29 protein-coding genes and 1 riboswitch are annotated in these 25,915 nt (G+C 36.6%); of the genes, 12 read left to right on the forward strand and 17 right to left on the reverse strand.

Features of this window, described 5'->3' with window-relative positions:
* Positions 1–20: 20 nt before the first annotated feature.
* From NSQ95_RS00880 to NSQ95_RS00895, 4 genes are all read right to left on the reverse strand, one after another.
* Complete coding sequence (locus NSQ95_RS00880; protein WP_298469291.1) at positions 21–467, reverse strand: MarR family winged helix-turn-helix transcriptional regulator; 447 nt, start codon at positions 465–467, stop codon at positions 21–23.
* Positions 468–556: 89 nt separating this feature from the next.
* Positions 557–976 carry an arsenate reductase (thioredoxin) gene (gene arsC / locus NSQ95_RS00885; RefSeq protein ID WP_340886366.1) on the reverse strand — a complete coding sequence of 140 codons (420 nt, stop codon included), beginning with the start codon at positions 974–976 and terminating at the stop codon, positions 557–559.
* Between the two features lie 23 nt (positions 977–999).
* Positions 1,000–2,295 (reverse strand): arsenic transporter, encoded by a 1,296-nt coding sequence (locus tag NSQ95_RS00890; protein WP_342560121.1) that lies wholly within the window; start codon positions 2,293–2,295, stop codon positions 1,000–1,002.
* 18 nt (positions 2,296–2,313) lie between these two features.
* Positions 2,314–2,649 (reverse strand): metalloregulator ArsR/SmtB family transcription factor, encoded by a 336-nt coding sequence (locus tag NSQ95_RS00895; protein ID WP_342560122.1) that lies wholly within the window; start codon positions 2,647–2,649, stop codon positions 2,314–2,316.
* 137 nt (positions 2,650–2,786) lie between these two features.
* Between NSQ95_RS00895 and NSQ95_RS00900 the strand changes: the two genes are divergently transcribed.
* The gene (locus NSQ95_RS00900; protein ID WP_342560123.1) at positions 2,787–3,212 is read left to right on the forward strand and encodes a GatB/YqeY domain-containing protein; all 426 of its coding nucleotides are present in this window, start codon (positions 2,787–2,789) and stop codon (positions 3,210–3,212) included.
* Between the two features lie 245 nt (positions 3,213–3,457).
* Here the strand turns inward: NSQ95_RS00900 and NSQ95_RS00905 are convergent, their stop codons facing one another.
* A complete protein-coding gene (locus NSQ95_RS00905) occupies positions 3,458–4,651 on the reverse strand; it encodes a class I SAM-dependent rRNA methyltransferase (protein WP_342560124.1) in 1,194 nt (397 codons plus the stop codon).
* Between the two features lie 252 nt (positions 4,652–4,903).
* On the opposite strand from NSQ95_RS00905, the gene NSQ95_RS00910 reads away from it, so the two are divergent.
* Entirely contained in the window at positions 4,904–5,143 is a 240-nt protein-coding gene (locus NSQ95_RS00910; protein WP_251555282.1) for a hypothetical protein, read from the forward strand.
* Between the two features lie 40 nt (positions 5,144–5,183).
* The gene (gene recQ / locus NSQ95_RS00915) at positions 5,184–6,950 is read left to right on the forward strand and encodes a DNA helicase RecQ (RefSeq protein ID WP_298469310.1); all 1,767 of its coding nucleotides are present in this window, start codon (positions 5,184–5,186) and stop codon (positions 6,948–6,950) included.
* On the opposite strand, the gene NSQ95_RS00920 is transcribed toward recQ, so the two are convergent.
* Positions 6,935–7,156: a DUF2187 family protein gene (locus tag NSQ95_RS00920; protein ID WP_169359263.1), complete on the reverse strand. Its 222-nt coding sequence runs from the start codon at positions 7,154–7,156 to the stop codon at positions 6,935–6,937. The genes recQ and NSQ95_RS00920 overlap by 16 nt on opposite strands.
* 248 nt (positions 7,157–7,404) lie before the next feature.
* On the opposite strand from NSQ95_RS00920, the gene NSQ95_RS00925 reads away from it, so the two are divergent.
* A complete protein-coding gene (locus NSQ95_RS00925) occupies positions 7,405–8,841 on the forward strand; it encodes a DEAD/DEAH box helicase (RefSeq protein ID WP_340886381.1) in 1,437 nt (478 codons plus the stop codon).
* Positions 8,842–8,961: 120 nt separating this feature from the next.
* On the opposite strand, the gene NSQ95_RS00930 is transcribed toward NSQ95_RS00925, so the two are convergent.
* The 3 genes from NSQ95_RS00930 to NSQ95_RS00940 form a co-directional block, all read right to left on the reverse strand.
* Complete coding sequence (locus NSQ95_RS00930; protein WP_342560125.1) at positions 8,962–9,420, reverse strand: PepSY domain-containing protein; 459 nt, start codon at positions 9,418–9,420, stop codon at positions 8,962–8,964.
* A 78-nt stretch (positions 9,421–9,498) separates the two neighbouring features.
* On the reverse strand, positions 9,499–9,672 hold the full coding sequence (locus tag NSQ95_RS00935; RefSeq protein WP_340886385.1) for a hypothetical protein: 174 nt from the start codon (positions 9,670–9,672) through the stop codon (positions 9,499–9,501).
* 1,053 nt (positions 9,673–10,725) lie between these two features.
* The gene (locus tag NSQ95_RS00940) at positions 10,726–11,169 is read right to left on the reverse strand and encodes an NUDIX hydrolase (RefSeq protein ID WP_340886387.1); all 444 of its coding nucleotides are present in this window, start codon (positions 11,167–11,169) and stop codon (positions 10,726–10,728) included.
* Between the two features lie 137 nt (positions 11,170–11,306).
* On the opposite strand from NSQ95_RS00940, the gene NSQ95_RS00945 reads away from it, so the two are divergent.
* The 4 genes from NSQ95_RS00945 to NSQ95_RS00960 all read left to right on the forward strand — a co-directional run bounded on the left by NSQ95_RS00945 (position 11,307) and on the right by NSQ95_RS00960 (position 13,952).
* Entirely contained in the window at positions 11,307–12,395 is a 1,089-nt protein-coding gene (locus NSQ95_RS00945; protein WP_169359258.1) for an AI-2E family transporter, read from the forward strand.
* Positions 12,396–12,406: 11 nt separating this feature from the next.
* Complete coding sequence (locus tag NSQ95_RS00950; RefSeq protein WP_340886393.1) at positions 12,407–12,853, forward strand: PH domain-containing protein; 447 nt, start codon at positions 12,407–12,409, stop codon at positions 12,851–12,853.
* Positions 12,854–12,862: 9 nt separating this feature from the next.
* Complete coding sequence (locus NSQ95_RS00955; protein WP_342560126.1) at positions 12,863–13,252, forward strand: DUF1992 domain-containing protein; 390 nt, start codon at positions 12,863–12,865, stop codon at positions 13,250–13,252.
* Between the two features lie 145 nt (positions 13,253–13,397).
* A complete protein-coding gene (locus NSQ95_RS00960; RefSeq protein ID WP_340886398.1) occupies positions 13,398–13,952 on the forward strand; it encodes a biotin transporter BioY in 555 nt (184 codons plus the stop codon).
* Between the two features lie 61 nt (positions 13,953–14,013).
* On the opposite strand, the gene NSQ95_RS00965 is transcribed toward NSQ95_RS00960, so the two are convergent.
* Both NSQ95_RS00965 and NSQ95_RS00970 read right to left on the reverse strand, forming a co-directional pair.
* On the reverse strand, positions 14,014–14,226 hold the full coding sequence (locus tag NSQ95_RS00965) for a hypothetical protein (protein ID WP_169359254.1): 213 nt from the start codon (positions 14,224–14,226) through the stop codon (positions 14,014–14,016).
* Positions 14,216–14,530 (reverse strand): DUF3243 domain-containing protein, encoded by a 315-nt coding sequence (locus NSQ95_RS00970; RefSeq protein ID WP_169359253.1) that lies wholly within the window; start codon positions 14,528–14,530, stop codon positions 14,216–14,218. The genes NSQ95_RS00965 and NSQ95_RS00970 overlap by 11 nt, the downstream gene beginning before the upstream one ends.
* Before the next feature lie 966 nt (positions 14,531–15,496).
* On the opposite strand from NSQ95_RS00970, the gene NSQ95_RS00975 reads away from it, so the two are divergent.
* Both NSQ95_RS00975 and NSQ95_RS00980 read left to right on the forward strand, forming a co-directional pair.
* Positions 15,497–15,844: a DUF6054 family protein gene (locus tag NSQ95_RS00975; RefSeq protein WP_340886402.1), complete on the forward strand. Its 348-nt coding sequence runs from the start codon at positions 15,497–15,499 to the stop codon at positions 15,842–15,844.
* A gap of 147 nt (positions 15,845–15,991) precedes the next feature.
* Positions 15,992–18,148 carry a YhgE/Pip domain-containing protein gene (locus tag NSQ95_RS00980; protein ID WP_342560127.1) on the forward strand — a complete coding sequence of 719 codons (2,157 nt, stop codon included), beginning with the start codon at positions 15,992–15,994 and terminating at the stop codon, positions 18,146–18,148.
* 69 nt (positions 18,149–18,217) lie between these two features.
* On the opposite strand, the gene pepT is transcribed toward NSQ95_RS00980, so the two are convergent.
* The 4 genes from pepT to NSQ95_RS01000 form a co-directional block, all read right to left on the reverse strand.
* Positions 18,218–19,444 (reverse strand): peptidase T, encoded by a 1,227-nt coding sequence (gene pepT, locus NSQ95_RS00985; RefSeq protein ID WP_342560128.1) that lies wholly within the window; start codon positions 19,442–19,444, stop codon positions 18,218–18,220.
* A gap of 33 nt (positions 19,445–19,477) precedes the next feature.
* The gene (locus tag NSQ95_RS00990; RefSeq protein WP_342560129.1) at positions 19,478–20,131 is read right to left on the reverse strand and encodes a lysoplasmalogenase; all 654 of its coding nucleotides are present in this window, start codon (positions 20,129–20,131) and stop codon (positions 19,478–19,480) included.
* 586 nt (positions 20,132–20,717) lie between these two features.
* Positions 20,718–21,122, reverse strand: a complete 405-nt coding sequence (locus tag NSQ95_RS00995) for an RDD family protein (RefSeq protein ID WP_169359247.1) — start codon at positions 21,120–21,122, stop codon at positions 20,718–20,720.
* 26 nt (positions 21,123–21,148) lie between these two features.
* Entirely contained in the window at positions 21,149–22,846 is a 1,698-nt protein-coding gene (locus NSQ95_RS01000) for a M3 family oligoendopeptidase (RefSeq protein WP_342560130.1), read from the reverse strand.
* A gap of 147 nt (positions 22,847–22,993) precedes the next feature.
* Here NSQ95_RS01000 and NSQ95_RS01005 point away from each other — a divergent pair, with 147 nt between their 5' ends.
* A complete protein-coding gene (locus NSQ95_RS01005) occupies positions 22,994–23,749 on the forward strand; it encodes a DUF2087 domain-containing protein (RefSeq protein ID WP_342560131.1) in 756 nt (251 codons plus the stop codon).
* A gap of 115 nt (positions 23,750–23,864) precedes the next feature.
* A complete protein-coding gene (locus tag NSQ95_RS01010) occupies positions 23,865–24,266 on the forward strand; it encodes a hypothetical protein (RefSeq protein ID WP_342560132.1) in 402 nt (133 codons plus the stop codon).
* Positions 24,267–24,353: 87 nt separating this feature from the next.
* Here the strand turns inward: NSQ95_RS01010 and NSQ95_RS01015 are convergent, their stop codons facing one another.
* Together NSQ95_RS01015 and NSQ95_RS01020 are read right to left on the reverse strand one after the other, a co-directional pair.
* Positions 24,354–24,941: a YdcF family protein gene (locus NSQ95_RS01015; RefSeq protein WP_340886424.1), complete on the reverse strand. Its 588-nt coding sequence runs from the start codon at positions 24,939–24,941 to the stop codon at positions 24,354–24,356.
* An 18-nt stretch (positions 24,942–24,959) separates the two neighbouring features.
* The gene (locus NSQ95_RS01020) at positions 24,960–25,601 is read right to left on the reverse strand and encodes a glycerol-3-phosphate acyltransferase (protein WP_340886427.1); all 642 of its coding nucleotides are present in this window, start codon (positions 25,599–25,601) and stop codon (positions 24,960–24,962) included.
* 144 nt (positions 25,602–25,745) lie between these two features.
* A riboswitch (SAM riboswitch) is annotated at positions 25,746–25,862 on the forward strand.
* The last annotated feature ends 53 nt before the right edge of the window (positions 25,863–25,915 follow it).

Raw genomic sequence — 25,915 nt, forward strand, 5'->3', positions numbered from 1 at the left:
TTAAGCAAGCTTTCGCTTGCTCAAAGTAACGGAGTACAGCATACCGTGGATTTAGCCATTGCCTGATTCAATAATTGAATGGAGCGTATGACAGTTTCTTTTTCAAACTCATTCATATGTGAAAATACTTCCTCTAAATAATCATTCATCGATTGATCGATTGTTGTAGCGACAAACTTTCCTTGAGTGGTTAAAGAAAGCAGGTACACTCTTTTGTCTTTAGGTGATGGACATTTCTTTACTAATTCCATTTTAATTAATGTTTGAATCTGTCGACTAAAGGTAGTGATATCCACTGCAAGAATATCTGCAATTTGTTGCATAGAACGATCGGGGTGTTTATCAATTTCGTATAAAATGTGGCTTTGAATAGTTGAAATATCAACAGAACCTACTGAACAACAATTTTTGTTTAATAGTCCAAAGCGACGCGTAAGTATTTGAAATAGCTCCCGTTTGTTATCCATGTAGTTCACCTCTATTAAAGTATATGGTCATTACTTGTAAAGTGCAACTAATTAATAAAAATTTCGAGCGTAAGTGCTCGAAATCATACTTATTCACCCGTTTTCGCGAAGTGCCTGATTCTTTCTCCAATCTCATCGCGAACTCGTTGGAAGACGCTCCATTTTTCTTCTTCAGATCCTTTTGCTTTAGCAGGGTCATCAAATCCCCAATGTACTCTTTTCACATGGGGTGGTGTTACTGGACATTTGTCGGCAGCATCGCCACATAGAGTAACGACTAATTCGGCGTGATGGAGTGTGTCCATGTCAATAAGATCTGAGGTTTGATTGGAAATATTGATATCTACCTCATTCATGGCCTTTATAGCATTAGGATTAAGGCCGTGTGCTTCAATTCCAGCACTTTTTACAATCCATTCGTCACTTAAATATTGTTTTGCCCAACCCTCAGCCATTTGACTTCTGCAAGAATTGCCGGTGCATAAAAAATAAATTATTTTACTGGTCATTATAGTTTGCTCCTCTAGGTTTATTAATAGGCTAATAAAGAAAAATATAGGCCTAATAGTGTGATGAATAGAATAGGGATTGTTAACATGAGACCTGTTTTAAAATAGATTCCCCATGATATTTTAACGCCTTTTTGAGAAAGGACATGCAACCATACAAGTGTTGCAAGAGACCCGATAGGTGTAATTTTTGGTCCCAAATCAGAGCCAATAATATTGGCATAAATAAGTGCCTCTCGGATTGTACCAGTAGTATTCGTCTCGGCGATTGCAAGTGCATCAATCATTACCGTTGGCATATTGTTCATAATGGATGATAGAAACGCAGCGATGAAACCCATAGACATGGTTGCAGTAAATAAGCCATATCCAGCAGCAGTCTCAATAACCCCCGCCAAGGCATGAGTCAATCCTGCATTTCCTAGTCCGTAAACAACTACATACATACCAATAGAAAAGAAGACAATATTCCATGGTGCACCTTTAATTACCGTGCGAGTATCGACAACTGAACTCTTTCTTGCCATAACGATAAAAAATATGGCAACCACGCCAGCTACAAATGAAACAGGTAACCCTATAAACTCACTTGTGAAATAGCCGACTAATAGAATAGCAAGCACATACCAGGACAAGCGGAACATAGACGTATCTTTTATAGCCTCCTTAGGCTGTTTGAGCATGGTTAAATCGTACGTTCTCGGAATACTTTTTCTAAAGTAAAACAGTAAAACTGTAATAGTGGCAATTAAAGAAAATATATTTGGCAAAATCATGCGAGATGCATATTCTATAAATCCAATGCCAAAGAAATCAGCAGAAACGATATTTACTAGATTACTGACGACAAAGGGTAAAGAAGTCGTATCGGCTATAAAACCACTAGCCATAATAAAAGGAAAAATCATTTTCTCTGTAAAATTTAAGTTGCGAACCATTGCCAATACGATAGGGGTAAGGATCAAAGCAGCTCCATCATTAGCAAAGAACGCCGCAACTACCGCCCCTAGTAGACTGACATAGACAAACATTTTAATACCATTGCTTTTTGCTACTCTAGCCATATGAAGGGCAGCCCATTCAAATAGACCAATTTCATCTAAAATCAATGAAATTAGAATGATTGCTATAAAAGATAGGGTGGCATTCCAGGTGATGTCTATTACTGTTAGGACATCATTAAATCCGACAACGCCAACTAACAATGCGACAACAGCTCCTGCGCAGGCAGACCAGCCGATATTCAAGCCTCTAGGCTGCCAAATGACAAAAATCAAAGTAACGATAAAAATAGTTGCTGCTAAAATAAGTGGTGACAATATAGAAACCTCCAATAATTACTTACATGAAATACGTCTTCCTTGTTCCTCTAGCTGTTCCAGGTAAAAGTCTTGATTTGGCAAATGTTCGAGCAAGCTTTTTACGAGTGAAAAGAGCTCCTGATTTTTATTGAGGGAATAAATAATCCATTGGCCTCTTCTAGTCTCTTGAACTAAGCCTGCATCCTTTAGCTTTTTTAAATGCTGACTAATTGCAGGCTGACTCGTCTTGAAAATCTCCACAAATTCGCAAACACAGTAATCATGTGATTCAAGCATTTTAAGCATAGTAAGTCTTGTTTTATCACCGAGTAGCTTGAAAAGATTCGCAGCACGTTCGATTTCTTGTTCCAAGAGTAATCCATCCTTTATATAAGCGTTTGCTTATATAATACCTTGCTTATATGCTCGGTGCAACTAAATTTTACAGTAGGAGAAGAGGTGGACTATAATAAAATATATGGAACGTAAAGTAGAAGGGAAGTATTTAAATGTTAAAAACAGCAGTATTTGAACAATTGAAGCAAGCGATGCGTGATAAAGATGTGTTATCAAAAGGTGTATTGACTCTTTTAAAAGCAGCTTTAGATAAAGCTGAAAAAGAAAAAGGTGCTACTCTAGCGCAAGAAGAGGAAGTAGCAGTGGTAAATCGTGAAGTAAAACAAACGAACCAAGCATTAGATGGAGCCAAAGATGCGGGGCGTGAAGATTTAATTGAGAAAGAGGAAGCGAAGCTAGAATTATTAAAGAGCTTCTTGCCTAAACAATTAAGTGAAGAAGAAATTGCTGCGGCTCTTACAGAAGCAGGGGTTACTAAGGGAATGAACATGGGTGACGCTATGAAAATTGCTAAACCTTTGCTTTCAGGAAAAGCAGATGGAGCAACAATGTCTAAAGTAGTTAAAAGCTTAATCTAAAAAAAGGAGGGGCGTGACTCAAAAAGTCATGCCCCTCCTCGTTATATTTAAACCATTTATGAATTAGGCTCCGGCAGAAAACCTTGCAGAAACGAGCGAGAACCTTGCACAGATCGACTGAAACCTTGCACAAATCAGCTTAAACCTTGCGGAAACCATCAAGAACCTTGCAGTAACCAAAAACCTGCCCTTTCTCTTACCCCATTAGCATATCGAGCCTAGCCTAAGTAGTGCTTACGCTTTTATTATTTTGCCCGTATGAAAAGTACTTTTAAATAGTTACCTTCTTTGAAGAGTGGGGAAGTACGGAAATCACTTGGTAACGAGAATTCATCTTCAATGACATACTTTCGATTGCTTTCGTTAAATGCCTTTTCCACAAAGGTCTTAAATTTCTTCATGCCAAAGGTTGCATTGTTTGTGGAGGCAACAATTACCCCATTTTTTTCTGTTATCGTAATGGCATCCATTAACAATTTCGTATAATCCTTAGCGGAACTGAACGTATACTTCTTCGAGCGTGCAAAGCTAGGGGGATCTATAATAACCATGTCAAAAGATAATTCTTTACGCTTTGCATATTTGAAGTAATCGAAGACATCCATCACGATAATATCCTGGTCTTCAACATTAATCCCGTTTATTTCAAATTGCTCTGTCGTTTTACTTAAACTACGTTTTGCTAAATCGACACTTGTTGTCTTTTTTGCACCGCCAGCTGCAGCAAATACAGAAAAAGCACCAGTATAGGAGAATGTATTGAGAACCGTTTTTCCTTTTGCATACTCATCGCGTATTTTTTTTCGAACCTCTCGCTGATCTAGGAAGACTCCAACCATCGCTCCATCGTTTAAGTAGATAGCAAAGTTTTCTCCATTTTCTTTTACTAAAAGAGGGAACTCCCCGCGTTCGCCTTTTACGAAATCATCGTCTTCTAAATACTGGCCCTTCGTATCGAAACGTTTTTTTTCATAAATTCCTTTATAAGAAGGAACAGTAGATTCTAAAGCTTTTAAGATTTGCTCCTTAAATGCATAAATCCCTTCACTGTACCAGCTGAGCAGATAAAATTCATCAAAATAATCAATCGTCAAACCGCCGATTCCGTCACCCTCTCCATTGAAGACACGGAAGGCGGTTGTATCATCGTTTTCATAGTAATCTTTTCGGTGCTTTAATGCATTGGTAATTTTATTTTGAAAGAAACCAGTATCAATTGTCTCTGCTTCATTTTTAGTAAGCAGCCAGCCAATTCCCTTATTTTGCTTCCCGACATAGCCTTTGCCTATAAACTTTCCTCCAGGATTTCTGAGCTTTAGAATTGTCCCATCTACCAACGAGTCCGTCTCGTGAAAGCCATCCTTCAGTAAAACAGGAACCCCCTTCTGTAAATCTTGTGCTAGAGAGTCTTTTACTTTAATATCTATTTCTTTTTGCATACATTTCATCCTTCTAGTTATGTTTTCTCTATTATCACATAACCAGCTATATTTAAAAAGGAACGAGGTTCCAGTTAATTCAGTAGCTTATAAATGACTTATATTACCTACAAGCACAAAATAGAGACTAATGGTTTTCCATACTTATAATGTAAAGTAGCTTCTAAATTAACTCGACGTTACACCCTCTTCGCCACATTCTTCCTATGAATTATGATATACTAATCTATATGTCGCGAAAGGAAGTTTGTTTTGAAAAAATCAAAAGTTATCATACCGATCATGGTAATTGTGGTCGTGTTGGCAGCCATTCTTTTATCTCAAGAAGAATATAATGAAGTCACTATTATAAATAAGATTCTTATCGCACTTGGTGCAGCTATTGTGTCCTCTTCCATAGGTTATATCCTCTTAAAACCAGACATCGACAAGGTAGATCCAAAACCATCAGCTAATCATACAGAGAATAAAAAGAAGGGAAGCGGAAAATAATCTGTTTCCCTTTTTACTTCACTAGATAGGAGCGACTAGCATGCTAGAAAATGCAACACAGTTACTACAGGAATATTATGGCTATGACTCTTTCAGAGAAGGACAAGAGAAAGTTATCAATTATGTAATGAATGGCAAATCGAGCCTGTGTGTTATGCCTACTGGAGGTGGTAAATCTCTTTGCTATCAAATTCCCTCTCTATTATTAGATGGGACGACCATAGTAATTTCGCCATTGATTTCTTTGATGAAGGATCAGGTGGATACCTTATTGCAGGCAGGTATACCCGCAACATTCATAAATAGCACATTATCTTCTGAAGAAGTACGAGAAACGATGGAAGAGGTTTTAAATGGCCAATATCGAATGCTTTATATAGCTCCAGAGCGTTTGGAATCACAGGCCTTTTTGAACCAATTAAAAAAAGTGAAGGTACCGTTAATTGCAGTAGATGAGGCACACTGTATCTCTCAGTGGGGTCATGATTTTCGTCCCAGCTACCGTGCGATTCATCGATTAAAGGATGTATTCACGGAACAGCCTGTTGTTCTTGCATTAACAGCAACAGCGACACCAGCTGTACGAGATGATATTTGTCGTCTATTACAAATTCGAGATGAAAATACGGTTATAACTGGATTTGCTCGTTCAAATCTATCGTTCTCTGTTGTGCTCGGACAAGATAAGAATAAATTTTTAAAAGAATTTATTAAAAAGAATGCACAGGAAGTCGGCATTATATATGCAGCAACGAGAAAAACAGTAGATTTGTTATATGATTTATTAAACAAGGCAGGTGTCCAAGCGGCTAAATACCATGCCGGATTACCTGAGGCCTTTAGAAACAAGGAGCAGGAGCGGTTTCTTACAGATGAGGCACAGGTTATGGTTGCTACCAATGCCTTCGGAATGGGAATTGATAAATCGAATGTTCGATATGTTATTCACTATCAGCTTCCTAAAAACATGGAAAGCTATTATCAAGAGGCTGGAAGAGCTGGCCGAGATGGACTACCGAGTGAATGTGTGGTTCTCTATGCATCGCAGGATGTACAAACACAGCGATTCTTAATCGATCAGGCATTAGACCGAGATAGAATTCCTCAAGAATTAGAAAAACTTCAAGGGATGGTAGATTATTGCCATACAGAAAACTGCTTACAGCAGTATATCGTGCAATATTTTGGAGAGCCCAATGGAGAAACTTGTGGTCAATGTGGAAATTGTACAGATTCTAGAGAAATGCAGGACGTTACAAAGGAAGTACAAATGGTTTTGTCTTGTGTGGTTAGAATGGGACAAAGATTTGGTAAGACGATTACAGCTCAGGTGCTAACAGGTTCAGAAAATAAAAAGGTAATAGAGTTTGGATTTCAAAAACTATCTACTTATGGGATATTAAAGGCTAAATCCTTAAAAGAAGTGTTAGGGCTTATGGAGTTTATGATTGCAGAAGGGTTACTTCTAGTGAAACAGGGAAGTATGCCGACGATTTATATTTCGGATGCAGGAAAAGAAGTATTGTTAGGGAAGAGAAAGATCATGCGTAAGGGAGTAGCGGTCACAAAGCAGATTGCTAAGAATGACCCGTTATTTGAAGGGTTAAGAGTGCTTCGGAAAAAAATTGCGGACGAAGCTGGTGTTCCACCGTTTGTTATATTTTCTGATAAAACATTACAAGACATGTGCGTAAAGCGTCCGCAAACCGAAGATGAGCTACTAGATGTACATGGAGTTGGTGCTAATAAGCGTGACAAATATGGTCAAGCTTTTCTAGAAGAAATACTCCGTTATATCACCGTATAGTTTTTATGTGATACTACTGTAAGATTCGAAGGAACATTAATTTTCTTCGCATCCTCCATAGATATTTCGACAATAACAGATTGCTCTAGGATTTTAAAAATAGTACCCTGTACTTCAACATCATTGCGTGTAAAAGAGATCTTCTCATCAATTTTCCGTGCTGCCACGAAAGGTGAAACATCCTTAGGTTGTCGTTGGAAACTCATGTATCTGCCTCTTTTCTAATATATTCACTCACAGAGCGATATAGTAATTATACCACAAAATTGGGTTGAAAATTGTAGTTTAAGATTATTAAAAAGAGATTCCCTACGAATATTGTCGAATTGTAGTTTGGCCAATGACACTAGCACATTTTATGTTTGAGATTAACCCATTTGCACATGATAGAAGTAAGGCAAGAAAAAGAACGCGGAAGATAAATTAGGCTTTAACTAAGAGGAGATTATGCAGAATGCATTTTAACGAATTTAAATTAGATGATAAAATATTGCAAGCAATTGAACAACTAGGTTACACAGAGCCAACTGAAGTCCAACAAAAGGTAATCCCAGTAGCCTTGTCAAAGAAAGACATTCTGGTGAAATCGAAAACAGGTAGTGGGAAGACTGCAGCATTTGCCACTCCTTTATGTGAGCTAGTAGATTGGGAAGAAAATAAGCCACAAGCTTTAGTTTTAACCCCGACAAGAGAGCTTGCAGTGCAGGTTCAGGAAGACATCACAAATATCGGTCGCTATAAACGAATTAAAGGATTAGCGTTGTATGGAAAATCTCCATTTGCAAAGCAAAAGCTGGCATTAAAGCAAAAAACACATATTGTAGTTGGAACTCCAGGTCGTGTGTTAGATCATATAGAAAAAGGGACATTGGATGTATCCAAAATAGAATACTTAGTAATTGATGAAGCAGATGAAATGTTAAACATGGGCTTCCTTGAACAAGTAGAATCTATTATAAAACTGCTTCCTAAAAAACGTACGACTATGCTATTCTCTGCAACCTTGTCACAGGAGATAAAAACGTTGAGCGGCAGATATATGAATGATGCGGTATCAATAGAAATAGACGCAGCTGAAGAAGATGCGCCTAAAATTGAGCATTTAAAATATATAGTGAAAGATGACCAGAAGTTAGCCTTTATAGAAAAGCTGACGATTACAGAAAATCCGGATAGCTGTATTGTATTTTGCCGGACAAAAGAGCGTGTAGATCAATTAGTAGACGCATTAGACAATAAAGGCTATACGGCAGATAAGATTCACGGTGGTATGATGCAGGAAGATCGTTTTGAGGTAATGGATGATTTCAGAAAAGGTGAGTTCCGTTATTTGATCGCTACGGATGTCGCAGCACGTGGTATTGATATTGAAGATATTACGCACGTAGTACATTATGATGTGCCGTTAGAGCAAGAAAGCTATGTACATCGTACAGGTAGAACAGGAAGAGCTGGCAGAAGCGGAAAATCGATCATGCTTGCGACTCCTCATGAAGACAAATTTGTAAAAGAGATTGAAGCATTTATTGGCTTTGAAATTCCAACTGGTCGTGAAATTACGTCAGAAATGGTTGCTCAAAACAGAGCAGCGTTTGATTTGAAGATGCAGGAGCAGCCGGAGGCTAAGAAATCAAAAGGCGAGCAGCTGAATGTTAATATTACTAAGCTATATTTCAATGGTGGTAAGAAGAAGAAAATCAGAGCGGTAGACTTCGTAGGGACAATAGCCAAAATCGAGGGCGTTAGTGCTGACGATATAGGTATTATTACGATCCAAGATAACGTTTCATACGTTGAAATTCTCAATGGCAAAGGACCTCTTGTATTGAAAAAAATGAGAAACACAACGATTAAAGGTAAGCTTTTAAAAGTCCACATTGCGCATAAATAAGATATCTAATAGAAAACGAAAACTACCTCTAGAGAGTGATCTAGAGGTAGTTTTTTTGTTTGAATTAAAGGTTAGGAGGTTCTTCTAATTCTTTTGTACATACCTCATAAAAAGATTATATTATTTAAAAAAAAGTATCTCTTTTGAATACGGGTTGAACGTATACACTAGTGTTTGTGAATCTTTGAGAACAGTAATTCTATATACTTCTTTGCCAACGTCATGATCCATTACTTTCTTATAATCACTTTCTACTACTTTTACATTATATTCCGTCTCTACTATTTCCTTAGCTTCGTCATACGTATAATTAGGACTAGTCAATTCAAATAAAATAAACATACCTACTATTATAGCCATAAAAATAGTGGCCATTTTAAAAACAAGGTGTTGTCTATCTTTAAGATATAAGATAAATACGCCGGAAAACAATACTAAAAAGGTGATAATTGGGAAGAAAACAAGATTTAAATACGGAATAGCAAATGCGTAAGCAACGGTTCTATTATAAAAATAAAAAGAGCATGAACTTGCGATAAGGAAGTAAAAAATCAAAATAAATATAGATTTTTTATTCATGATTTTTTCTCCGCTCCTTGTATATGAATTTTTCTGAGTTCCCTGATGAGTGAATATAATAGCTTAGATTTTAATGGATTAACTTTTATCATCTAACTTTTTCAATACGGTATCTAACTTTTGGTTAATTAGCTGTTTTTCTTTAGTTGAATTTCTCAAGCCTTTAATAGCTATAAAAATAATAGCAATAACTAGAACAATAAAAATTAAAAATATTAAAGTCGCTATAACATCATCCAGATTCAAAGTCATTAATTACACCCCCTAAATGCATTTACTCGTTCTATACACATATGCCAATTTTCATTAACGTCTTGTAATTACTTGTTTATTCTCCTCCAAAACAATGATGCCATAAGAAGCAGAACTCCAACGGATGCTCCAATAAGTTGGTCTACTAGAAGTTCATTCGTTCTAAAATAACGAATGACAAAAGTTCCACCGAAAATAATAATTATTGTAAAAGATAATTGAATAAAGTAAGTATTTATTTTAATAATGGTACCTCCTGCTTATCATTTTATAAAGGCTATGTTAAAGGGTAGGATTGATTTATGATTCAAAGAGATCTTAAAAGAGAGTAGAATTGATTTCCGCGCCAGCCGGACGCTTTCCTCGGGGTGAGCGATAAGTCATCACCCATCGCTTACGCGCGTGGTTGTGATGTCTTATCTGTCTCACTCATCCCGTAGGAGTCGCCGTCTGGCGCTCCAATCAATAAATTGGAACAACTTTAGCATCGATAAAGCGCCAATCAATTTACTTGCATAAACAAAGCTGAAAAACTGTAACCAACGTAATTTAGTCATCTATTTATGATTTTAATAGTAATTTGAATGTCCTTTTTATAATGTTTACAGTCACTATAAAAAAGAATTGTTAGTTAAAATCAACCAATAACTTAAACAAAGCTTTTATAAAAAATGTACAATTGACTTCTCTGTATCATTAGTTCAAGTTTAGTTTTTAACAACTTCTTTATATTTTAACATAAATATCCATTTTAAGTGGTTGTGAAATTGTTTTTTAAATAACCAAGAATAAGCGTTATGATCTGCTATACTAGGTCTATATTCCATGTTTAGGTAAGGATTTCCCGAATTTGAACATTAAGAAAAGTAACAAAAAGGTCAGCATCTCCTAGTCGCTGACCTTTATTTCTCTTTTATAATTCCTATCCAATTTTTCATCTATAAAATAATTGGAGATAATTGAATGACAATCTATTTTTTTAGAAATACTAAAATTATAGAAGTTTCATACATATTAAGCGTAGTATTTGTATTGAATTATGTTATTGAGACGTTAATTCAATAACTCGTCCTCTATAAAGGTACGATAGGATGCTAGGATACCGTTCGGTAGGTTATTCGGTGGAAAAAATTGAAGTGAGATAGATTCTAATTCATCCGGTGTAAGTAGGCCTTCATATTCATTGGTTTTGTAAACGATAGTAACCGAATAAAAGGTATCACCATTTGGATTTTCTATATAATAATCAGGACCCGAGTAAACTTGGCAAAGTGTCAGCTTTCCAATACGCAAGCCAGTCTCCTCTAAAACCTCTCGATGTGCAGTGTCTTCCAGGCTTTCACCAAGTTCCATTAATCCTCCAGGTAGACCATAAATGCCAGGTGCTCTTTCTTGAAGTAACACTTCATTGTGTTCATTTAGTATTAGCACAACTGAACCAGGTAGTATTAGTGGCTGATGCCCAACATATTGGCGTAATTTTTTATAGTATTCCAAGAGTCTCCCCCTATTCAAGTTAAGAATTATTAACAGTTTACTATAAAAATGGTACGATACGTATAATGTTGAAACTTACCTTATGATAATTCGTATATAAGATTATGTTAAACCTACATGGAGGATGTGAAAGTTAGTTGACTAAAAAGCTTTGGTTCCAGGTTGGAACCGCAATATTATTTACTTTATTAATTATTTTTATGTTTATGCAGGTTAAATCGATCTTTTCCCCTTTTCTGACAATTGCCCAGGCTATTTTTATGCCACTGTTATTGGGTGGGGTATTATTCTATTTATCCAGACCACTTCAAAAATGGCTAGAATCGAAAAAATTTCCACGATGGGCTAGTATTATATCGGTATTTGTTGTAATTGGTCTCCTTATTTGGGGATTCATAGCATTATTAAGTCCTGTCCTAACAAAACAGGTGAATGCGTTGGTAGATAATACACCTGAGATGGTAGAAGAGGTAGAGGAATTTGTTAATTATTCCATTTCCCAGAGAAAAAAATTTGGTGAACTGCCAGAGGCAATTCAAACTACGATAGATAGTGCAAGTGGGAAAATAGAAACCATAGCAGTATCTGCAGGCGGTTTGATAGTTAAGTTCGTCCAGAATGTATTCCAAGGAGTATTTTTATTGGTGCTTGTACCATTCTTCCTGGTCTATATGCTGAAGGATCATGAAAAGTTTGTCCCTTTCATTACACAGTTTTTTAAGGGGGAAAAGAAAAAGTTTATACGTAAAACCTTATCTGATATAGATGATACTCTTCGCTCATACGTTCAAGGACAATTATTCGTGAGTTTTTTAGTGGGAGTAATGTTATTCATCGGATATACAGCAATTGGTCTTGAATATGCCTTACTACTAGCGCTATTTGGGATGATTATGAATGTTATTCCATTCCTAGGGCCATATATATCCCTAGTTCCTGCAGTTATAATTGCTTTAATTCAAGAGCCTAAACTAGCTATCTACGTAGCGATTATAATGCTTGTAGCTCAGCAAATTGAAAGTAACTTCATTACTCCAAACGTGATGGGGAAATCCTTGGATATTCATCCACTAACTGTTATTACAATTATTTTAGCGGCTGGAAATATTGCAGGTTTAATGGGAATCATTTTAGGGGTTCCAACCTATGCAGTTATTAAAGCTATTTTAAAGAATATATATGCACATAGGGAAGGGATTAAGGATACAGCCACGAAATCTGTCTAGGAGGGGATGGAATGACCTTTAAATCTAAAATCGATAAAACCTTTGCTTATTTTATAGGGGTAGCAATTTTTATAATAGCACTTGCTACTCTTGTACCCGCCTTATATGAAATCTTTTCAGATGATGTAGATGTAAAAGCAGTGGTTATTATCAGTATTCTATTTATCATGTGTGTTGGATTTATTTTGTGGATAACCTTTGATATTGAGTATTCTTTTAGGGAGAAGTACTTATTTATTAAAGGAGGTCCGTTTAAAAGTAAAATTCCTTATGAGGATATAACGAAAGTGAATAAAACATCTCAAATTTTAGCTGGTTATCGAATTCTATCTTCTAAAGATGCGTTAGAAATTCATTATAAAAAAGCAGTGCTTGGAAGTGTAATTATCTCACCTAGCGAACAGCAGAAATTTTTAAGAATTTTGTCTGAAAAAGCACCACACATCTCTATGAAATGAGGTTTGATGATGGATAAGGACGATTATACACCACCGGTTAACGATTTAATGGGTGATATTCTTAGGAACTATGAAAAGTCTGGAGGCATGGATCGTATCAAGGGAATGGGTCAACCGATTTCGGATGAATATTTCTCAGGAGACATTTTTCAGCACTTTCAAAAGATAGCCAAGGATGCTGGGTACAAACCACACTGGCTTAAGCTACAGCATGAAATTCGTGATGAGTTACAGGATATAGCGTCTAACTATACACATGGTATTAAAGAAGGACTCCATTTTCGAATTACTAAAGTAAATGAAAAAATTATGGCTTATAACAAGTCATGTCCGCCTCCTATGCAAAAGAGTACAGTACGATTAGAATCAGTAGAAAATGCAGTGATTCGTTGGTTGTAAGCATTGCTAGACAGACTTGCTCCAAATAAAAAAAGAAACCGAGAATTAATCCTCCGGTTTCTTTTTTTATTTTGTTCTCTTTTACCCACCTTTGTGTTAACCTATATTTGTAAGTGGTTAACACAAATAAAAAGGGGAAGAAATTATGAGAAATGAACGTTTGAAAATGATGATTACTGCTGCTATGTTTGCTGGCATTATTGCCGTAGCTGCTCAGATAATGATCGCTATACCGCCTGTACCATTTTCACTCTTAACGATTGCTGTTATGTTAACGGCTACTATTTTACCGAAGGAATATGCGTGTCTTGCTATTATCATCTATATATTACTTGGACTAGGTGGCATACCTGTTTTTGCTGGCATGACAGGTGGACCAGGCATATTACTCGGTCCAACGGGAGGATATATTTTAGCTACGCTTCCAGCTGTGGTATGTATAAGTTTTCTGTTAGACATGTTTGGTCATAACAAATTTGTGGCTATTGGAGCTAATATGCTTAGTGTATTAATTATCCTATCGATCGGTATGGTTTGGTTAAAAATAGTTACAGGTATTTCATGGGAAGGTGCCTTTAAAGGTGGAATGTTAATTTTTCTTATTCCCGATTTAGTAAAATCAATAGTTGCAGCACTACTAGGAGTGGTTATTAGACGTCGTTTGGTCCAAGCTAAATTGATTAGGGCTACTCCTCTTTAATAAAAAAAGAATGCTCCAAGGGGAAAGGAGCATTCTTTTTTATTTCTAGGTTGGAGAAACATTATCTAGGAGGAAATCGTTCTTCGCTAGAAGAACGGTTTTTCGTGTGGGTATGATCTCTTTCGTCTTGAACTTGAATATTCAAATCCTCTACAGAGATTGCATCAACAGTTTGCATATCCTCATGCATATCGAACAGGCTGACTTTGGTCGTCTTAACCCTATCAGGATTGTCTAATAGACGACCATCTGCCTCTTCTCGTTTATCCTTCATGTTTCGTAAGTTTTAAAAGCATTTGGCTAAGTGCTTGCTTCTCATCTTTGTCAGCAGTTTTCCATAGTTGCTGTAAAAGATGTTCTTCACGGTTTCTAGGTTCTTCGTGCGCTGCAAGATAACCTGCGACTTTCTCGGTTGCTTTTGCAAGGGTCTCATCACTTAGACCCATTTTTTCACCCATTTTAACTTTGTCAGCTAGATAATCCTTAAATGTAGTAAAGCTTTTTAGGATATTATTTTTTTCGTCTGTACTGAAGCTTTCTAATGCTACTTCCACTTGTTTGTCTATTTTTCGATCCATTCTTTCTCACTCCTTTTTTTTGGGGATTGTTATTAGCTATTCCCGAAGCTAAAAGGAATATGCATTTTAGTTTTACAATAAAGTTATTGGCAAACTGTTAAAAGGGGAGTGTAATCGATAAACACCTAAAAATGGTGTTTTATTTTGATTTCTACTCTGGCAAAAGTTTACTTGTGAAAAGAGATAATAAGCCGTCACCAATCTTCGGCTGCTAAATATAAACTCAACTTGGGTAAGTAAAAAATTACATTTATAAAAATGGTTGACATACTAATTGAAAATGATTATCATTATCGTATAGAGCTTACTCAATAGAGAAGGTTCTTACCAGCAACTTTTCTCCAAAGTACAGCTGAGTATTTATTACGACTTAACCCCCTCAACGTTAAGTTCGTCCCTTGAAAAGCGGCATCCGCGTGGATGTCGCTTTTTTTTACGCGATAAAACAAATAAGGCGGCGACGTAACTATCAATAAATAGAAAGTGTTCGCTGTAACGGTGAACAGCCTACAGGTATTGGAATAGTAATATTTGGTGGACCAACCTATAGTTTTATATAAGTTTAAAAAGAAATTATTGTGGAAGACTTAAAATAATTGACAAAAAAATTATGAAGTCAAGCTCGTAAAGAAAAAAACAAATAATTGATTGTATGAAATTATTATGTGTAATTTATCAGGCATTATTAATAATATACAAAAACAAGGATTTACAAATTTATCGCATGTATTTACTGAGACTTCGGCGGCCATTCTAACTGGGAATTATCTTCACTGTACATCCAATCAATTGAGAAATGCACCAGATGTGCTAGCATGCACTACAGTTTAAAAAAGAGCATATAGTATAAGGTAAAATCGTTTAAGCAATCTTGCGTTGTACCAATTATCACTTATGTAATAATGACTTGTGACATGGAACCTTTTTAACTTCCAAACCGTAGAAGTTAGAAAGGGGGCGGTTATTATGAAAGACGTACGAGAATTTTATGTAGATATTACACCTATTGAGGCATTAAGGGTAATAGAACAATCAATTGTCACAGGATCTATATCTGGTAAGGTGTTAGACGTATATAAGCGCTCTGTAGGAGACCAAGAGATAGTTGTTTGTGTAATAGAAAAATTCTATTATCGAACAAGTAATAGAGCATCTTTAACTATCACATTAGACAATTTAGAGGAATTTACCAAGGTTCATGCAGTAGCCTCTGGTGGTGGGGCAGGAGCATTTATGCGGTTTGATTGGGGAGCTGGCAGTAATTTTGTAGAGGGTGTAAGCCGTGCGTTGGACCAATATATTGTTGAACAGTGAAATTTTGATAATTTTTGTCTAAAATTACTATTTAACAAAAATAATGAAAAATATAAAAATTTAAAATATAATTAATGTAGGAATAAAAATGAATGAGTATTCATTTTTTGTTTCTACATTTTTTTAATTTAAAATAGGGGGTTATGTATGGGTGCGTTCAAATTGTTGGGCGTGGAATTATCCAAGCTAACAGAGAAAAAAGGGGTATTATTTTCACTCATTGGAGTTTTGCTAATTCCAATTGTCTATGCAGCAGTGTTGTTATCTGCTACATGGGATCCGTATGACAATCTAGATAATTTACCTGTAGCGTTTGTTAATAATGATGCAGGTGCTGAATCAGGGGGAGCCCCAATAAACGTGGGGAATGATTTAGTGGCAGATTTGAAGCAAAATCCAGCATTAGGATGGGATTTTGTATCGAAAGAGGAAGCCGAAAAAGGACTCAAGAGTCAGAAGTATTATATGACTATTGAAATTCCAGAGGACTTTTCTAGCAAGGTAACAACTGTGCTAGATGCTAATCCACAGGTAGCAGAAATAATTTATACACAAAATGAAGGACTAAACTTCATGGCTTCACAGGTCACGAAAAGTGCCACAGAAAAAATTCGTGAACAGCTAGGAAACAAAATTACGGAAACCTACACCAAAACATTATTTGCTCGATTTGGTGATATTTCTAATGGATTTGCTTCTGGTGCTGATGGTTCTAACAAATTGTATGAGGGTACAACAAGTCTTTCGGCAGGTACAAGTCAACTGCTACAATCTTTAAACGAAAAATCAGGAGATGTTCAGAAGCTTGCAGTTGGAGCTAAAACTGCTGAGGATGGAGCTAGCCAATTACTTAGCTCGATTAAAAGTGGAGAGAATGATATTAAAAAGCTGGCTGTAGGATCAAAAGAGGTTGTGAAGGGCTTAGATTCTCTAAAAGCTGGATCTGACCAGGTATTGAATGGTTTAAAGACTGTTAACACAGGCAGTTCCACATTATCTGCAGGTTTAGAAAAACAGTTGAAACCAGGGGCAGAGCAGTTAGCAGGTGGAATTGCTAAAGTGACGGAATCTACGAAAACGCTTTCAGGAGGATCTCAAAATCTTACGGAAGGCCTGAAGGGTTATTTAGCAAAACATCCTGAGCTTGCAAAAGATGTGGAATTTATGACTCTTGTAGGTACAAGTGATGCAATTTCAAAAGGTCTCACTCAATTTGATCAGCAAGTTCAACCATTAAAGCAGGGTGCTGACGCTTTAGTTGCGGGAGCGACTCAGCTTACCACAGGCTCTAAGCAGCTGAATGCTGGGATCAATCAACTTGTAGAAGGACAAACGGTAGCTAATGCTGGGATCAATCGACTTAAAACAGGGGCAAATCAAGTGGCTAATGGGAATGCCACGGTTGCAAGTTCCTGGACGAAGATTGGAAATGCAGTTACTGATTTAAAGGCAGGGCTTACACAAATTAGTGATGGTAACCAAACTGTTGCAGTTGGTTGGGAAACAATGACTTTAGGGGTAACATCACTAAACGATGGTGCAAATCAATTGCAATCTGGAAGCCAAGAGCTTCAAACTGGCTTAGCAGGTGGAGCAGAGCAGGTCAGTGGTATTCAAGTGAGTGAAGCTAATATAGCTAAATTCTCTAATCCAGTTAGTTTTAAGGGGGAGACGGTGAATAGTTATAATTATTACCGTGACTCTACAGCTCCATATATTATTTCTTTAGCTTTATTTGTTGGCATTTTAATATTATCCTTTATTGTTGATTTTAAAAGACCAGCTACTTTGCCTGGTTCATTATTTAGCTGGTATGCAAGTAAACTAATGCAGCTTTCGTTATTTGCCATTGCTCAAGGCTTATTAGTGTCTTTATTTTCGTTATTCTTTTTGAAGCTACAGGTTACTAACGCTGGATTGTTTATATTATTTACTGTTTTTGTAAGTTTAGCGTTTATGTCAATTGTATTCTTCTTGATAGCACTAGGAGGTAATATTGGTCGATTTATTGCTCTAGCATTCATCGTTCTTCAATTATCTACAACAGGCTCGAACCTACCAATACCTATGTTACCGGAGAACTTGCAAGCGCTTAGTAAATTCTTACCGCTAACGTATTCTAATGCAGGGCTTAAAGCCGTTATTTCTTTAGGCGATCCAGGGTTTATGCTGGCTAATGGTTTTGTACTTCTAATTTGCTTAGTGGCATTCCTTGTACTGACATTTATTGTATTTGCTGTCAGCTACAAGCATGTATCTCGCTACATTGCAGAAAGAAATCCAGTAACAGAAGCTACAGTGTAATAAGATATGCTAAAACGATAAAAGAGACACTCGCTAATATGGCAAGTGTCTCTTTTATCTATAGCTTAGTTATGCTTTATTTTCAAAGGTTTGAATAATCCCTTTCATTACTTCTGTAGCTTTTTCCATTGCATTTATAGAGATATACTCATATTTCCCATGATAGTTTTCTCCACCTGTAAAGATGTTTGGTGTTGGCATACCCATGAAGGAAAGCTGAGAGCCATCTGTCCCACCACGGATAGGAATGATTAATGGTTCTATGTCTAAAGAAATCATAACATCCTTAGCAATATCTACAATTTCCATAACAGGTGTAATTTTTTCACCCATGTTATAGTATTGATCTTTTACCTCGACTACGATTGCCTTTTCTCCGTACTCCGCTTTAAATTTCTCTGCAACATCAAGGAAAAGTTGTTTTTTAGCTTCGAACTTTTGACGGTCGTGATCACGGATAATATAGCTTAGCTCCGATTTTTCCACATCGCCGTTAAAGGACATCAAATGAATAAAACCTTCACTTCCGCTAGTTTTTTCTGGAACCTCATCCATAGGCATAGGAGATTGGAATTTAGTAGCCATCGTAATGGAGTTCACCATTTTATCCTTAGCAGAGCCAGGATGTACACTTTTGCCATGGGTAGTAACTTTAACACTAGCAGCGTTAAAGCTCTCATATTGCAGTTCTCCAAGTGGACCTCCGTCCATCGTGTATGCGTATTTTGCCCCGAATTTTTCTACATCAAATTTATGTGGTCCGCGACCTATTTCCTCGTCAGGCGTAAAGGCCACACGAATTTTCCCGTGTTTTACTTCGGGGTTTTGAAGGAAGTATTCCATAGCAGTCATGATAATAGCTATACCTGCTTTGTTGTCAGCTCCTAATAAGGTTGATCCATCTGTAGTCATTAGTGTTTGACCAACATACTTTGTTAATTCAGGGAAGTCTGCAATTGACATAACAGTATTCTTATTCAGTTGAATGTCTCGTCCGTCATAGCTTTCAATTAGCTGAGGATTTACATTTTTTCCTGTGTAATCTGTTGCTGTATCCACATGTGCCAAAAAGCCGATTGTAGGTACATCCTTATTTGTGTTAGCTGGTAGAGATGCAAACAAGTATCCATTATCATCTAACGTGATCTCTTCCATCCCAAGTTCTGCTAATTCCTTCTCCAATAAATGAAGTAAGTCCCACTGACCTTCAGTAGAAGGACAAGAAGAGCTAGCGGCATTTGATTGTGTATCTATTTTAGCGTATCTAGTTAATCGATCGATAAGAATTTCTTTCATGATAAAATCTCCTCCAATATGCAAAGCATATATTTATTTTAACAGATTATTCCGTGTTGAGGAATAATGCGAAAATATACTGTATGAGAAGAGAAATTGTGCACCATAGTAGGAGAGCATTACAAGTGCATGTTCATAAGGGATAGCTACTATAAACTTATTAATCGCTAGGATGGAATCAGAGAATATAAATAAGATGGCACCAATTATGGCGAACCTATTACCTGTCTGTAATGCATGCCAGCCCATAGTTAAAATAACACCTATATACAGAACAACAGCAACTACTAAAACAAATTCTCCTTCAGTCCATAAAGTGCCTGCAATCCAAATAATCATAATAAGTCCATAAAGAAGTAACAAAGCTGCTGCCCACTTAGGGATTGTGTTTTTCTTTATTCTTCTGAACGCAAAAATATAAACAATATGTCCTATTAAAAATGTGATGAGACCAATAATAAACCAATAAATTAGTCCGTCTGCTAGCATACATATAAATAGCCCCGAAATAATGAGTGTCTTATAGCTCTTGGGTAAACCAGGTGGTTGAACACTTGCAAAAAGAATAATAAGCAACATAGGAATAAGTTTGAACATTATTTTAATACCAACCGGATCATGAGGTATCAAAAATATATAAATAATTCCCATAATCGCAATTGTAATTGCTAATATTTTACTCGACATAATAACACCCCTTTATACTTACATTCGTTATCTTCTATGAATTACCTGCTATTGTATGAGAGTATAGGCTAAAAAATGTTATTAAAAAGACTATGTTAAAGGTTAGGGTTGATTTATGATGCAAAATAATCTTAGATCAGAGAGTAGAATTGATTTTTCGCCCCAGCCGGATGCTTTCCTCGGGGTGAGCGATAAGCCATCACCCATCGCTTACGCGCGTGGTTGTGACGACTTATCTGTCTCACTCATCCCGTAGGAGTTGCCGTCTGGCGCTCCAATCAATAAACGGGAACAGCTTTAGCATCGATCGCTAAAGAATTTACTCGCTAAACAAAGCTGAAAAACTGTCACCAACCCCAATTTCATCATCTATTTATGTTCTTAATAGCCATTTGAAAGTTCCTTTGTTTATGTTTACAGTCACTATAAAAAAATTGTTAGTCTAAATCAACCAATAACTTTAACAAAGCTTTAAAAAATAAGGCTAGATAAAAGAAGATGGTCGTGAAGGGAATCACGACCATCTTCTTTTCTTTTCATTAGTATCAAAAATAAAGTGGGGATGATAGAAGGTTAAGTTAACTGCTCATGAATAAGGCGAATCATGAGTTACATAAGTACCAGCTATAAAATCATGAAGGGATCTCTTATCCTCGCGTAAACCGACCATAAAACAGCTCACAATTAGACCAATACCCAAAGTTATCCCATAGACAATTCCTGCTATTATAACTCTTTTTACCATCGTCCAAACGTCTACACTAGACCCGTCTACTTTAACGATTCGTACTCCTACAATTCGTTTGCCTATTGTGTATCCTGCCCATAAAATAGGCAAGATAAAAGTATAAAAGTTTTGTCCTATGGTCGTAAACCAAGTATCACTTTCTCCGAACAAAAGTAAGCTAATAATTGCCAATGGTATACCGATAATAATTCCATCTAATAGACCTGCCCCAACTCTTATCCAAAAACCTGCTGGGTTAATCATAACTTATAAACTCCTTATTTCTAAAATTAAAGTGAAGCATCATCTACGCTGTTTAAGTAATCCTCAATTGTACCAATGACAGACTCGACACAGCCTTCTTCAAAAGGAGAAATGAGATTAGCTTCTTTTACAAGCTTAGTGAAGGACATAGAGCCCCCTAGTTTACAAAGGTGTAAGTAATCCTTCCAAGCGGATTCACGATCTTCTCTTGAACGTTTCCAAAATTGGAATGCACAAATCTGTGCCAACGTATAATCGATGTAATAGAATGGACTTGCGTAAATATGTCCTTGGCGCTGCCAGAAGCCACCAGCCTCATAATAACTGTTCCCATCATAATCACGATGAGGGAGGTACGTTTGCTCAATTTTTCTCCATGCTGCCTTTCTTTCTGCTGGTGTCATTTCTGGATTTTCATATACGACGTGCTGGAATTCGTCTACGGCCACACCGTAAGGAAGGAACAAAAGGCCACTGCTTAGATGGGCAAATTTATATTTCTCTGTTTGCTCTTTGAAGAAAAGCTCCATCCATGGCCAAGTAAAAAACTCCATGCTCATCGAGTGGATCTCGCATGATTCAAACGTTGGCCAGATATATTCCGGTATCCCAATATTTCTACTTGTGTAAACCTGAAAAGCATGCCCGGCTTCATGTGTTAAGACATCAATATCTCCAGATGTTCCATTAAAATTAGAGAAAATATAAGGAGATTCATAGTCATCGATAAATGTACAATATCCTCCAGCTTCTTTCCCTTTTTTAGCTTCTAAATCCATTAGATCTCGGTCAATCATAAATTGGAAGAATTCAGCTGTCTCTGGAGAAAGCTCCTCATACATTTTCTTTCCGTTATCTATAATCCATTGTGGAGAGCCTTGTGGAGTTGCATTCCCAGTTAAAAAGTTAAGTGGTTCATCATAAAATTTAAGCTTCTCTACACCAATGCGTTTAGCTTGTCTTTCATGTAGCTTATTGGCAAGAGGGACTATATAATCACGAACCTGGTCACGGAATTTCTTTACCATCTCTGCATTATAGTCGATTCTGTTCATTCGAATATACCCAAGCTCTACAAAGTTTTTGTAGCCAAGAGTAGTTGCCATCTCATGACGTAGTTTGACAAGTTGGTCATAGATATCATCGAATTTGGCTTCGTTTTCTTCGAAAAATCCACCGGAAGCTTCTCTAGCTTTCTTTCTTATTTCACGGTCTGTCGACTCTGTGAACTTTCCAAGCTGTGCTAGTGTATATTTTTCTCCCTCGAACTCAACTTCTGCAGATGCAACAAGCTTAGAGTAGTCAGAAGTTAGTTTGTTTTCCTTTTGCATTAAGCCTATAAGTTCGGAAGAGAATCCTTTAATTTGAAAGTCTGCCAAATCAAATAATTGGCTGCCCCATTTTTGTTCTAGCTCATTACGGTATGGGGAAGCTACAAGAACCTTGTAGTATTCTGTGACAAGCTCATCTACCTCGGGACTAATTTCATCTAAAAAATCGCGTTCCTTTTGATAAAATTCATTGTTTGTATCGATAGAAGCTCGGATATAAACAAGGTTTGCTTGGGTAGAGAAGTCGTTGCGAATCGAGTTAATCTCTTCAATTATTGAATTTTGCTCCTCTACAGAAGAAGCCTCCTTCATTTTATCCAATAAACTATGAAATGCTGTCTTCATTTCTTGTAAATCTGGTCTTTTATATTCGTACTCTTTAAATGTAACCACTGTATTTCCCCCTAATTTTTGTAATCCTCACCTTTCAATTGTTTATTATTTTCAGAAAAATTGCAACAGTATTATTTTATTTGATTACTTATAGACAATAATATAAAATGTTTATAAATAAATAAACAAAATTAAGGAGTGTTTGTTATGAATGCGGTTGAGAAATTTATAGAAGCTTCTATGGAAGATATGAAAAGAGGATATGTGGAGGAACTAGAATGCTATCAATGTTTATTGTGTGGGGAAAAAGTAGAAAAAGGTTTGATTTATCCTGAAAATCACGTACTTTATGAGTCGGAGAAATTTATGAAGCTTCATATAGAGCAACAACATATCTCTGTGTTTGACTATTTAATTGGCTTAAACAAAAAGCTAACAGGCTTGACGGATCACCAAAATAGCTTGCTAAAACTGTTTTATGAAGGGAGAAGTGACTTAGAAGTTCAAAAGGAGTTAGAGATAGGGAGTGCCTCAACTATTCGAAATCATCGTTTTGTTTTGAAGGAGAAGGAACGCCAAGCAAAGATATTTTTGACGATGATGGAGCTGTTGAAGGAAAAGGACAGTCATGCCCCTAATTTCCTTCCAATTCATAAAAACGCTACGATGGTAGACGATCGCTACAATATAACAGCCGAAGAGCAGGCAGAAGTAGAGAAAAAGTTCTTCCCTGGTGGATTAAATGGGCGGATGATTAAGTTTCCGAAAAAGGAAAAGCAAAAGCTAGCAACACTAAGAGTAATTATTAAGCATTTTGACAAGGAAAAACAGTATAGCGAAAAAGAAATAAATGAAATTCTAAAAAGCATATACGATGACTATGTGACCCTTAGACGCTATTTAGTTGAGTACGGGTTTTTAGATAGAAAAGATGATGGTAGTGTTTATTGGGTAAAGGGGTGAGGAAGAAGTGAATTGAATCCAATTATAATTAGAGAAGAATACAGACCATATATAAAAGTATTGAAAGGTAACTTATTCCACCCTTGTCCGTCTAACAATGTAAGGAGGGGATAACGTGAGACTACCAGCATTATTTTTGGGTTTGATCATTTTCGTTTTATTAACTGCTGTTGGATGTTCTAATTCATTAAATACAGAAAAAATAGAAGTTCATGAAACTAAAAATCCTGACGCTGAAGAGGTTTTAACATTAGACCCTGAAGCCGATATATTTCAGCTAGATGGTGTGATTTATAAGACCGGAATTGATTGGGTTGAGGAACTTACTTTAACAAAAGGCGAGCAAGTAGGGGAAATAAAAAAAAGAAATGATTCAGACACAGACTTTGAAGACGAAATGTCGAATAAGCTCCCTGTTGGTGCAAAGATCTTTTCAACTATAGAAAAAGAAGGTCCTATTTTACTCGTAGAGTTAGAAGGTAAACTTCTGAAATACTATGCACTGGTAGAGGGTTAATAAATTTCCTATATTTCGAAAATGAGCGAGCCGAGGAAGGGAGGAAGGGCAGCGTAGCTACTCTTCTTTTTAATCCTTCCCTTTGTTTTATTCTCCAGAGACAAAGGTTTTGAGCAAGGCTGCTCTTTCACGCAAACGCAGTTTTGCCTCTGAAATTTGTGGTGTCCTAGCAGCTACCACATCAGCATTCCATCCTATTCCTTCGGCTATAATTTTTGCGCGCTGTAAATGGAAATCACTCGTAATAATGGTGACAGAGGTAACGCTGTCAGGGAGAAGCTGTTGGGAGTATAAAAGGTTTTCATACGTAGAGGTAGATTGATCTTCTACTATGATTCGACTCTCCTTAATTCCATTCTCTACAAGATAGTTCTTCATCACTATAGCTTCCTCTATATCCTCATCTTGTCCCTGTCCTCCAGTAACAACAAGTTTTACAGCTGGATACTTTTCAGCATATTCTAGTGCTGCTTCCAAACGATAAAGAAGTGCTAGAGAAGGTATATGTCCTTTTTTTACCTTTGCCCCTAACACAATGGCATACTCATTGGAACCGTCTGCCTTAGGCTTCAACCCGTCCTCGAGCCATTTGCTTGTAAGCATCCACATACCTAATCCGCTCGATGCGATTATTATTAATGGAATGACCACAATCCACCTCTTTTTTTTGCTCATTTAACTCACTCTTTTCCTTTAAAGCGAAGGCTTCTTTTTCTTTATAACGGAGGAGATTTTTGTCTCTTCCTTTCGTAATAATCGTTGGACATTTTCTATGTGTAAGAAGGAAGCCATTAAAAATAGGAAGCCAGCTATTAAAATTGGCCCTGCTCCATCTGCTGTCCAGACAGAGGCTCCTAAAAATATGAGATAAAAAAATAAAACTCCTATCAACAAATAATCCGTTAAAAGTGTAACGCAGATTAATATAAGCAATCCTGCCAGTCCGACCGGCCAGTGTAATGCAAGTAAAACCCCGATGATGGAAGCAGTGCCTTTCCCACCTTTAAATTTTGTGAAAACTGGAAAGTTGTGTCCTAAAATAACCGCGGCACCAGCTAGATAAAGAAGTAGATCCAGCTCTGATGAACTAAACAAGCTCCACTGCTCAGAAAGTACACGTACGCCAATAATCATAATGGCACCCTTTAATATATCTATGACTCCCACTAAAACACCATACTTCCAACCAAGTACGATAGTAGCATTGGATGCTCCGGAATTATTTAGGCCTTCTTTTTTTATATTAACTCCACTCATCCATTGAGCGAGTTTAGATCCATGTAGCGAACCAATAATGTAGCCTGTTAGGAGAATGCTAACAATCCAAACAACCATTCTATGACACCCCTTATAAAATTATTCTATCTATTATATTAAACGATTAAAAAAAGAAGAAGTTTCAGAATTTTTATAAAATGACTTGACATCTAAATATATGGAGACTTATACTGTGTAACAAGATGGAATACTAATCAAATACTCTTATCAAGAGTGACTGAGGGAATAGGCCCTAAGAAGTCCGGCAACCACCAAGTTCTATAACTTGGAAAGGTGCTAAATCCTACAAATTCTTTAATAGAATTTGGAAGATAAGAGGAGGAACATGTCATCAATTTGACCCCTCTTCTTAATTGAAGAGGGGTTTTTAT

The organism is Psychrobacillus sp. FSL W7-1457, assembly GCF_038593405.1.
GTDB lineage: Bacteria > Bacillota > Bacilli > Bacillales_A > Planococcaceae > Psychrobacillus.

Coding starts and splice junctions, on each gene's coding strand:
- NSQ95_RS00880 (WP_298469291.1), bottom strand. CDS start 467: ATGGATAACAAACGGGAGCTATTTCAAATACTTACGCGTCGCTTTGGA.
- arsC (WP_340886366.1), bottom strand. CDS start 976: ATGACCAGTAAAATAATTTATTTTTTATGCACCGGCAATTCTTGCAGA.
- NSQ95_RS00900 (WP_342560123.1), top strand. CDS start 2,787: ATGTTAAAAACAGCAGTATTTGAACAATTGAAGCAAGCGATGCGTGAT.
- NSQ95_RS00905 (WP_342560124.1), bottom strand. CDS start 4,651: ATGCAAAAAGAAATAGATATTAAAGTAAAAGACTCTCTAGCACAAGAT.
- recQ (WP_298469310.1), top strand. CDS start 5,184: ATGCTAGAAAATGCAACACAGTTACTACAGGAATATTATGGCTATGAC.
- NSQ95_RS00920 (WP_169359263.1), bottom strand. CDS start 7,156: ATGAGTTTCCAACGACAACCTAAGGATGTTTCACCTTTCGTGGCAGCA.
- NSQ95_RS00925 (WP_340886381.1), top strand. CDS start 7,405: ATGCATTTTAACGAATTTAAATTAGATGATAAAATATTGCAAGCAATT.
- NSQ95_RS00930 (WP_342560125.1), bottom strand. CDS start 9,420: ATGAATAAAAAATCTATATTTATTTTGATTTTTTACTTCCTTATCGCA.
- NSQ95_RS00935 (WP_340886385.1), bottom strand. CDS start 9,672: ATGACTTTGAATCTGGATGATGTTATAGCGACTTTAATATTTTTAATT.
- NSQ95_RS00950 (WP_340886393.1), top strand. CDS start 12,407: ATGACCTTTAAATCTAAAATCGATAAAACCTTTGCTTATTTTATAGGG.
- NSQ95_RS00955 (WP_342560126.1), top strand. CDS start 12,863: ATGGATAAGGACGATTATACACCACCGGTTAACGATTTAATGGGTGAT.
- NSQ95_RS00960 (WP_340886398.1), top strand. CDS start 13,398: ATGAGAAATGAACGTTTGAAAATGATGATTACTGCTGCTATGTTTGCT.
- NSQ95_RS00965 (WP_169359254.1), bottom strand. CDS start 14,226: ATGAAGGATAAACGAGAAGAGGCAGATGGTCGTCTATTAGACAATCCT.
- NSQ95_RS00970 (WP_169359253.1), bottom strand. CDS start 14,530: ATGGATCGAAAAATAGACAAACAAGTGGAAGTAGCATTAGAAAGCTTC.
- NSQ95_RS00975 (WP_340886402.1), top strand. CDS start 15,497: ATGAAAGACGTACGAGAATTTTATGTAGATATTACACCTATTGAGGCA.
- NSQ95_RS00980 (WP_342560127.1), top strand. CDS start 15,992: ATGGGTGCGTTCAAATTGTTGGGCGTGGAATTATCCAAGCTAACAGAG.
- pepT (WP_342560128.1), bottom strand. CDS start 19,444: ATGAAAGAAATTCTTATCGATCGATTAACTAGATACGCTAAAATAGAT.
- NSQ95_RS00990 (WP_342560129.1), bottom strand. CDS start 20,131: ATGTCGAGTAAAATATTAGCAATTACAATTGCGATTATGGGAATTATT.
- NSQ95_RS00995 (WP_169359247.1), bottom strand. CDS start 21,122: ATGATTAACCCAGCAGGTTTTTGGATAAGAGTTGGGGCAGGTCTATTA.
- NSQ95_RS01005 (WP_342560131.1), top strand. CDS start 22,994: ATGAATGCGGTTGAGAAATTTATAGAAGCTTCTATGGAAGATATGAAA.
- NSQ95_RS01015 (WP_340886424.1), bottom strand. CDS start 24,941: ATGAGCAAAAAAAAGAGGTGGATTGTGGTCATTCCATTAATAATAATC.
- NSQ95_RS01020 (WP_340886427.1), bottom strand. CDS start 25,601: ATGGTTGTTTGGATTGTTAGCATTCTCCTAACAGGCTACATTATTGGT.